This window comes from Verrucomicrobiia bacterium (genome assembly GCA_035495615.1).
GTDB lineage: Bacteria > Omnitrophota > Omnitrophia > Omnitrophales > Aquincolibacteriaceae > DATJFP01.
The window spans coordinates 1-8202 of the sequence record DATJFP010000103.1; the positions used below are offsets into that span (position 1 = coordinate 1).

Here is an 8202-nt window from a genome sequence, read left to right on the forward strand (position 1 = left end):
AACGCCGACAGACACCGGAACCGCCGCGCCGCCCGACGATACGATTTGGACGTACCGGGTCGAATTGAGGACCGCCCAGGTTTTGCACAAGCATGTGCAGGAAGTGGCCGGTTTCGGCAAGGAGAATATCGAAGCTTTCAAGGCCGCCCTCAGAGACTTCGGAAAAGCCGTGAAGCTCGCCGAAGACCACTGGCCCTCCGCCTCGCCTCTTTCCTCCTTGGAGGACACCTTGCTCGGCCTGTACGAACAGCTCCGGCCGCTTCCCGTAGACCGCATGCATTTGGCCTGGTATGTCCTGACGACGAATTTGATGGAGTTCGCCAAGTCCGACGGCGTGGACCAAGACCGCTTCGCCATGGCCATGGCCGGATATCTCAAAGAAACGGTCGAGGAAGGGGATTTCTCCCGTGCCGCGCGAAACCAGTTTTACCAAATCCTCACGTCCATTTCATCCCGGGTGAAGGATCCCGCGATTCCGGCCTTGAGAAAACTTCTGGCCGAGGCTTTTGCCGCCCACGCGGGCTTGCGTGCCAAGGGCGGCGACAACGAAGATAACCGCACGCCTTACGCGTCCATCCTGGGCGATCTGGCGCGGGGCGAAGAAGTGCCCGCGGTCTACGCGGAAATGTCCGGCTTGCTCGCCTCGGCCCTGGCGAAGTACGACCATCCTTACACGGTCAACGTCGTCCTGGGGGAAATGGCCGGCATCGTCCCGCAGATGCCGGAGCCTACGGTCGCGGAATTCCGAGAAGACGTCCGCAAGGTCAAGGAGAAGGCGGGCAAGCCCGCGCAAGGTCCTTTGGTGAGAGCTTATGGGGAGCTTGGCGCGCGCGCCCAGCCGGCCGAGGCCTATAAAGATTTTCAGGAAATCATGGCCATGATCGAAAGCACGGTCGAGGATTGGAAAAAGGTTCCGGCCCAAGGCCAATCCGAATATGGTTTGTGGCTGACGGGACTGCGGCATTTGGAGAAGGTGATTCCGCGCATTCCGCAGGAAGAAGTGGAGGCGGCACGCAGCCGCGTGTTCACGCTTATCACCGCAACTCCCGCGGCACCCACCAATGACGAGCGCCCTTATGTCACGGCGCAGGTCCTCAAGGCGCTGCTTTTGAGGCAGGCCGGAAAAGTTTTTCCCGATGTGTCTTCCAAAGCGGCGAAGACCCTCGATGAACTTCTCCTCGAATTCGGACGCCCTCAGAATCTGGGACAGCTGAAGGCTCTCTGGGGCGGCCTGGTCAACGACCTTGCCGGGAGTCCGGACGAAAAAACAATTTTGGCCAAACTCAACGGAAGAATCGAAGGCATGCAGGGTTCGGCTGCGCGGCAAAGGCCGGCGGGCGGGCCCCAAGCTGAAGCGCCCGCGGATGAACTCTGGCTGAAAACCGAGCTGCGGGCCAACGAGGCTGAAGAGGCGCTGACAGACCTGGACTCGCTTTTCCGGCAATTTTTCGCGGAACGCGAAATCGATATCAACGGATTGAGCCGGAATGTGGAACAGGTTTTCGGCCCGGTGTCCGCCGCGGCGGGGCCGGAAATCGTCGAAGGAATTCTCCAACGCTTTGAAATTCCATGGGACAGCGAAGAGCAGAAGCTTGCGGCCTGGTTTGGGCTGGCGCATGCGCTTGTCCTCCTCGGCGCTTTCGGCGAAAAAGGGCAGGCGGCCTTGAAAGAGCCTTTGTTCCGCTATTGGCTCGAGGCGGGGGAAAGCCAGGGCGAGACCGCGGAAAAAGTGCAGAGCGATATCGCTCATAGTTTGTCGATTCTGGCGTACAACGCCGACGTTCCGTCTATGCCGGAATGGAAAAAACGTTTCCTCGAAGGCTTCCAGCGCATCCAGGCCGCGCATCCGGGAACGTCCGTGGGCTACCGCGCGTTGGGACAGCAAATGGGATCGCTGGCCCCGCGCATCGACAAGGCCGAGCTTCCGGAGATCGCCTCGCATCTGATCATGCTCGCACAGCGGTTCGGCACCGAAGACACCGATCTCGCGGAAAGCGATTGGACGCACATGGTCGAGAGCCTCGTCGAGATCGCCAAGCGCCTCGACCCGGCGCAGGCTGAAGGGCTTTGGGAAAAAGTATTTCCCGCGTATGAGGGGATCACGCTGGATTGGAAGGGGTACGAAGAAACGCGCACCGTGTTCGGAGTCCTGCTTTCGCTGCTCGCGTACCATCGAGCCGGCATGAATCCCGCGGACGACGATCAGACCATGATGCTGCGCGGCCAGGTTTTCGCGGCCGTTCTCGGCGCCGCTCCCAAAGGCCGCGTCAAGGAAATGGCGGACATCGTGCAGCGGGAAACCCAGAACGACTTGCAGGCCGCCGCGAAAGACACGCTCACAAGCAAGTGGGGCGGAAGAATCGCGTCCCTCAAGGATGAAGGAAAACGTCTTTCGCCGTCCCGCCCGGAAGACGAAACTCCGCCTCCGGCCGGGGACGGACTCTGGTTTTTGCATCCCGAGGACCGGCGCAACGAGATGCGGACCGTGGAGTCCATCAAGAGGGACATCGACAAATTTTTAAACATGTACATTGGAAGGCCTCTCGAAGGCGAGACCCTCGAAAGCAGGGCCATTGCTTTAGGGACAAAGCTTTGGGATTACACGGCCGGAACCCTGCAACCCGGAGAAATCAGGTCCGCGGTGCAGGCCATCCTGCAGGCTTTTCAAACGCACTGGGACGACAATGACAAACAAAACGCGGCGTGGTACGGCCTCTCGGAATCATTTTTCGGTATGAATAGAATCATGGCGCCCGCGACCCGCGCTCTCATGGAAGGGCCTCTTTTCCGCTATTGGAGCGAAGTCAAAGGGACGGATCCCATGGCGAACAAGACCCGCGATATTCTCTCCAGCGTTCTCAAAGAGCTGGCGTCGTCCGCGACCCCCGAAACGGCCGCGGCCTGGCAGGAACGCTTCGAAAAGGCTTTCAAGAAAATCCAGGATGCGAATCCGGGTACTTTGGCCGGTTATATGGGCCTGCGCCAGGGTTTGACCGCCCTTATTCCCATTGCGCCCGCCGAAAGGCTGCCTTCCTTATATAAGAGCCTCATGGGGCTGGTCCGGGGCTACGGCCAGCAGAATCCGGACCATCAGTGGGCCGATGCCGTGGGTGAGCCCCTCTGGCTGATCGCGCAGCGCAGCGATCCGGCGGATTTGAAAACCATGGAGCGCGAGCTTGCCGAGGCTTATGACGCCGTGACCGCGGATTGGAAAAGAGGGGCGGTTGAAACGGCGAAACTTGGAGCGACGTTCAGCATGATCCTCATGCGCACGCTGGGAAGGGAGCAGGACGGAGAGGCGCATAATCTTGTTTCCCAGGTTTTCGCGGATCTTCTTTCGGGAACTTCCTTGAGCGCGCGCGAACTCACGACCGATGTTTTTTCCGGCATTACAAACGATCTTGCCGCCTCCCCGGACGCAGAGACGTTCCGGCAGAAACTTCTGGCCCGCCGGCAGGGCTTCCTCGACGAGGCCGCCAGGAAGGCGGGAGCGCCGGCGGAAGAAAAGCAAGTGCCGGACGACGGCCTCTGGTTGAAGTCGGAGCTCCGGGCCGCGAATCCTTACCAAGACGTGACGGACCAAGCCGTGGCCAAATACTTCCGGGATTCTCCAAACACTTCGCTGCGGATCTCGTCCGCGGTTCTTTTTGGAGAGCTCGACGATCTGATTTCTCCGCTCCAGGGCAAAGAGCTCGGCCTCGCGGTCGAAGCGGCTTTCAACGCGCTCAAAATTCCGGAGGGCACGAACGAGACCACGCAAGCCTGGTTCTGGCCGTACGCTGCAAGCGCGCTCGACCGGACCCAGCGCGATTGGCCCGCCGAATCGTACGGTAGAATCGCCAAGGCCGCGGCGCGCGCCGCCCTTGGATTCACGGCCGTCGACCGCGCGACTTCGCTGGCCGGTTCCGCCGGTACGGAAAAAGGGCGCAAATCTTTTTCAAGGATGCTGAGCCGCGCGGCCTCGGAAGCGACTCCGGAGGATGCTCGCGATCTCCTTCAAATCCTTGGCCCGGGGCTTGCCCGCCTGAAAACGGAAAATCCGGAGGGGGCCTTCCCCGTGATCGAGACGGCCGCGGAGGCTTTAATGTGGATCGCAAGTAAAGCGCCGGAATCTTCGCTCGATGAGGTGTGGCAAATGATACGCCTTGCGGTGGAACTGACTTCGCAGCACGGCGGCCGTGAGGCGTCCGGAGTTTGGCGGCACCTCATGGATGCCCTTGAGGGCCTTGCGGAGCGGCTGCCGCGGGAAAAAATGGCCGGCCTTCGCAACGAGATTCTGGAAATGCACGCGCGGGGTCCCGAAGCTTTCCGCACGCAGGAGATCGTGCGCCATGGGACCGCGGAGGTCCTTGCCCGCATGCTGGCCCGCGACGAAGGGCGCGATCCTTACGGTCACGGCAAGCTTGGCCGTGACGTCCAGGCCGCTTATGAACTTGTCCTGGAACAGCCTCTGGGAGCGGTGGAGACCGGCCTGGCGGACCGCATGGCGCGCGAAGTTATTCATGATTTGCAGCAGGCCGCGACGGAGCCGCTTCGGAAAGCCAAGCTCGACGAGAAACGCGCGGCCATCGCGGACCTCGTGAAACGTGCCGTGCCCGCGTCCGAGTCCGGCGCTCAGGCGGAGGTTCCGCTGGACGACCTCTGGGTGATGGAGACCGTAAAGGCCGAATTAAGGACGGTCCCGGCGAACGATCCCGCCCAGGTGGAGACGGCCGTAAAACAATACCTCCAGGGAGCGACCAAAGCCATTACCCAGGAAGACATTTGGGAGGAAGAGGACCGTTGGCGGGAATTTGCCGAGGCGATCGACTTCGATTTCAAGGGCGCCAAGCTGAACCCTACCCAGGCGCTCGCGTGGCTCCAGAAAGTGATCGAGTCCTTCGGCCTCATCGGCGCGGCCCATCCTTATGTGCGCGGCCGAGCCTCGCTGGCTCTCTCCGACCTGTCGCGGCGTCTCGAAGGCCTGCTCGACAAAAAGGAACGTGCGTCGCTGGGAGCTCAGATCGTCCGGATATGGAACGGCATTGATGTCCATGACGGACAGGCCGCGGAATCCGCGCGCCGGGAACTGGGAACGTTTCTGACGCACACCGCCTACGAAGCCGATCTCGAGCAAAGCCGCGCCATGTGGGAAGCCCTTTCGGAAGGATTGCAGGCTTTCCGCGCCGCGCCTCTTGAGGAACTTCCGAAAAGCGTCTATGAACCCGCGGCCGACATGATGCGCAATCTCGGCCGGCATGTGTCTCCGGAAACCGCGCTTGCCATGTTCACGGAGATCGAGGCGTTGGCCGGTTCGCTGAAACCGGTTCAGGACAGAGATACTCACATGATCTGGGGCCGTCTTGTGGAGTCGTCGGAAAGTCTGGCGTTTACGCTTCCCGCGGACCGCCTGCAGGATGCGGTCGAGCGTCTGGTGCGGCTGCACGCCGGCGCGCCCGCGGCTTTCGTCGATCTTTATGGCCCCCGGCTCCACTTCAGCCGGTCGCTTGCGCGCATCCTGGTACGCATCTCCGGACGTGACGAGTACCGCGGCCAGGGACTGATCCATTTTACGGAAGAGTTTTTCCAGAAGCTGACGGAGAAGCAGGGAAAATCTCCCGACGCGGAAGCCCTGGCGCGATTTGCCCGTCAGACGCTGAATTATCTCGCGGCTTCCGACGCGGATGCCGTGGACAAGATCGTGGCAATGCAAAAGGCTCTCGAGGATACGTCCACGCGGCAGTCGCCGGTGACGGAATCCGCGCAGGACCGTGCCGCGCCTGATGATACGCTCTGGACGAGGACGGAAATGAGAACCGCCGCCGAGCAGCTCGGAAAAGCCGACATGTTTGTGGAAAGATTTCTCGATGAAACATCCGAAGGCATATATAACCGCGCCGTGGAGGATCTGACGACCTGGCTTCAGGCCGTTGGGAATATGACGTCGCAGGAATCGGCGGCAGCTTTCGCGGCCGGGATCATTCAGCGGCTCGACAACCCGTCCCAAAGCACGACCCTCGAACAAAGACAGGCCATCCGCAGTGCGCTGGCCAGCGCTCTTATCATGAGCCTCACAAAACTCGATATCGAAAAGACGCGCGCCAAATTTCCGGGCCTGCCCTTGAAGCTGCTCGGATTTTGGAAGGACATCCGGGGGAATTCGGAAATCGCGATCCGGTCTAAAGAGAGACTCGCCGAGACCCTGCGGCAGGCCGTCGTGTACGTGGAACCCGGCAAGGAAAAGGCTTTTTACGATGCCGTCTCCGCCGCCTTTAAGGAAGTGCAGGCGCGCTATCCGATGTCCGCTGAAACTGATTACGTCGTGATTTTGGGAGCGCTCGCCGAGCGCATGAATTCCGCGCTCTCCAAAATCTTTTTCCTGGAAATCATGTCGCTGCTTCCCGGGCTCAAGGCCGATCCCGAACCGCTCGATCAGGGCCTGATATTTTGGAGCGCGGCTTTGCCCCGCCTGGACAAGCCGGCGGAACACATTGCGCTGAGAGAAGACGCAGCCGCGAGTCTCGACGCTTTTGTCCAGGCTTTCAAGCGGCTGCCCGCAGAACAGCAGAAGACAGAACGTCCTTCCCGGATGGGAGCGCTGCTTTACGCGCTGCTGATTTTGCGCGCGTATGGGCATGACGTAAGGGCGGAGGATGAAACCGTGAAGGATCTGCAAGTCGTGATCCACGATCATTTCAGCCGGCAGGGGCTTGATGATTCCTTTGAAACGCTGCGCGGCCGTATCGTCTTTGCCGTCCAATCCGCGTCCAAAGAAGTTCTCCGCCAAAAAATCGCAGGCTTGCGCGCGGGCGATTCGGATAATGCCAAGCGCACCGGCCCGGCCGCCGCGCAGGAAACCACGGCGCCCGACGATGGAGTTTGGATTGTAGAGAAATCGGAGATGCGCGCCGAAGACGCGGACAATCCCGAAGCATGGCGGCAGATGATCCGGGGTTTCGCCGCGCAAAAAGGCGACGCTCGCGCGCTCGCGGGGTCTTTCGACCTCCAGGCACGGGCGTTCCCTTTCTTCAGCGATGCCGAACAAACCGTGGTCCGGGCCCTGGCCGCGGATTTGACGTCCGAAGGCATGGAGCGGATTTATGAAAACGAGCCCAATCCCGGCGCGCGGATTTTCTTTACGGCGAGACTCCTGGCTTCCGTGCTGCGCCTCCAGAACGAAAATCTTTCCGGCCCGAGCGCGAGAAGGGAAGCGCTTGGGGACGACGTGGATCTTTTGTTCGAGGTCATGGAAGGCCTCCGGGACGAAGGCGCGGAAAGCACGGCCATGAAAGAGATCCTGGCGGAATCGCTGGCGGACCTGGGCGGTATCGTGTCTTTCGAGGAGCTGGAGAAGCTTTGGGGTTACGCGGATTCGCTCAAGCGGCGCAACGAGTATCATACCTTGGCCATCGTCCTGATGCTCATCGCGGAATCGCTGGCGAAGCAGAGCCTTTCCGGGCGGGGATCCCGGATGATGGCTTCCGATGTTTTCGCGATCTTCAAGTCCGTGCAGGGCCAGGGTCTCGAGCAGGATTATGTCCGTTACGGCGCGGTCCGGCTCCTGCGCTATTCCATGCAATACTGGGCGGACATTTCTCCCGCGGATATTCTCGGCGATCTCGTTGACGCTTACCGCAATACGACCTGGAAGGACTCCGATTACACGGCGGCTTACGGAAATCTCTTCGGCGTCATGGCCTCCCGGGAGTCCCGCGAGAACTTTGCGCTCTACGAACCGCTGCTCTTTGAGATCATCGGCGCGCTTCCGCGATGGTATTCGTACCTGAACAACGGCCTCGGCATGGGACTGATGACGCTCGCGCAGAAAGATTTCCCGGAACGCCAGGCCGATCTCGCCAGGCGGCTGCTGGGTCTTCTTGGGGGCCTTGAGAGCAATCGCTCTCAAGAGGGGAAGCGTGCCCGCGAGGCGATTGCAAGAGGTCTTGCTTACAGCCTGACCACGCTCGCGGGAGAAGATGTGTGGGAGGCGAGATCGCTTGTCGCGGCGCTGACGGATCTTTTCTCGGCCACCGACGACGATGGCCGCAATCTCTTCCTCAAGGACGGCAAAAAACTGGACTCTGTGGTTTCGCATCTGACGGCGGGCGGGGACGCGAGCGTGAAGGCGGGAAAAGTCCGCGACGTGCTGAAGGCCCTGCAGGAAGGCGGAGAGCGCATGCAGGAGACGGCTCCCGAACCGGAACCGCCGGCCGATGCCGGTGA

The 8202-nt window shown here is 60.9% G+C and carries 1 protein-coding gene; it reads left to right on the forward strand.

The genetic code is table 11. The features are described from left to right. Window positions 1–8202, forward strand: an 8202-nt coding sequence (locus VL688_13040) for a hypothetical protein (GenBank protein ID HTL48980.1), incomplete at both ends; no start/stop codon positions are given.